Annotated in this window: 1 pseudogene; it reads left to right on the forward strand. The window is 64.7% G+C overall.

The features are described 5' to 3' along the window. Positions 1–374, forward strand: a pseudogene (locus LU493_RS19760) (nitrite reductase (NAD(P)H)); the annotation flags it as partial.

Raw genomic sequence — 374 nt, forward strand, 5'->3', positions numbered from 1 at the left:
TCTACAGCAAAGTGACCGGCGGCCAGCGCATCGACCTGTTTGGCGCGCGGCTGGAACAGCTGCCGGCTATCTGGCGCGAGCTGGCCGACGCCGGGTTTGAAACCGGCCACGCCTACGGCAAGTCGCTGCGCACGGTGAAATCCTGCGTCGGCTCAACCTGGTGTCGCTACGGCGTGCAGGACTCCACCGGGCTCGCGGTACGGCTCGAGCATCGCTACAAAGGGCTACGCGCCCCGCACAAAATCAAGATGGCGGTCTCCGGCTGCACCCGCGAATGCGCTGAAGCCCAGGGGAAAGATATCGGGGTGATTGCCACCGACAAAGGCTGGAATCTGTACGTCTGCGGCAACGGCGGGATGAAACCGCGTCACGCC

The organism is Halomonas elongata (assembly GCF_029081005.1).
Classification (GTDB): Bacteria; Pseudomonadota; Gammaproteobacteria; order Pseudomonadales; family Halomonadaceae; genus Halomonas; species Halomonas elongata_B.